1 rRNA gene is annotated in these 572 nt (G+C 53.0%); it reads left to right on the top strand.

The features are described 5' to 3' along the window. A 23S ribosomal RNA gene (locus AEQU1_RS16240) occupies window positions 1-533 on the top strand; the annotation flags it as partial. Window positions 534-572 lie beyond the last annotated feature (39 nt).

The following is a 572-nucleotide window of genomic DNA, read 5'->3' as shown; positions in this document are numbered from 1 at the left end:
GTACGAAAGTAGGACATAGTGATCCGGTGGTTCTGTATGGAAGGGCCATCGCTCAACGGATAAAAGGTACTCTGGGGATAACAGGCTGATTCCCCCCAAGAGCTCACATCGACGGGGGGGTTTGGCACCTCGATGTCGGCTCATCACATCCTGGGGCTGTAGCCGGTCCCAAGGGTATGGCTGTTCGCCATTTAAAGTGGTACGTGAGCTGGGTTTAAAACGTCGTGAGACAGTTTGGTCCCTATCTGCCGTGGGCGTTGGAAATTTGAAGGGGGCTGCTCCTAGTACGAGAGGACCGGAGTGGACGAACCTCTGGTGTACCGGTTGTCACGCCAGTGGCATTGCCGGGTAGCTAAGTTCGGAAGAGATAACCGCTGAAAGCATCTAAGCGGGAAACTTGCCTTGAGATGAGATTTCCCAGAGCCTTGAGCTCTTTGAAGGGTCGTTCGAGACCAGGACGTTGATAGGCTGGGTGTGGAAGTGCAGTAATGCATTAAGCTAACCAGTACTAATTGCCCGTACGGCTTGTCCCTATAACCTTAGCAGGTGCAGAGGATAAGACGGTACAACGT

Source organism: Aequorivita sp. CIP111184, assembly GCF_900489465.1.
Lineage (GTDB): Bacteria > Bacteroidota > Bacteroidia > Flavobacteriales > Flavobacteriaceae > Aequorivita.
Note: the sequence above shows the minus strand (reverse complement) of the source record. Positions and strands in the feature narration are given on the sequence as shown.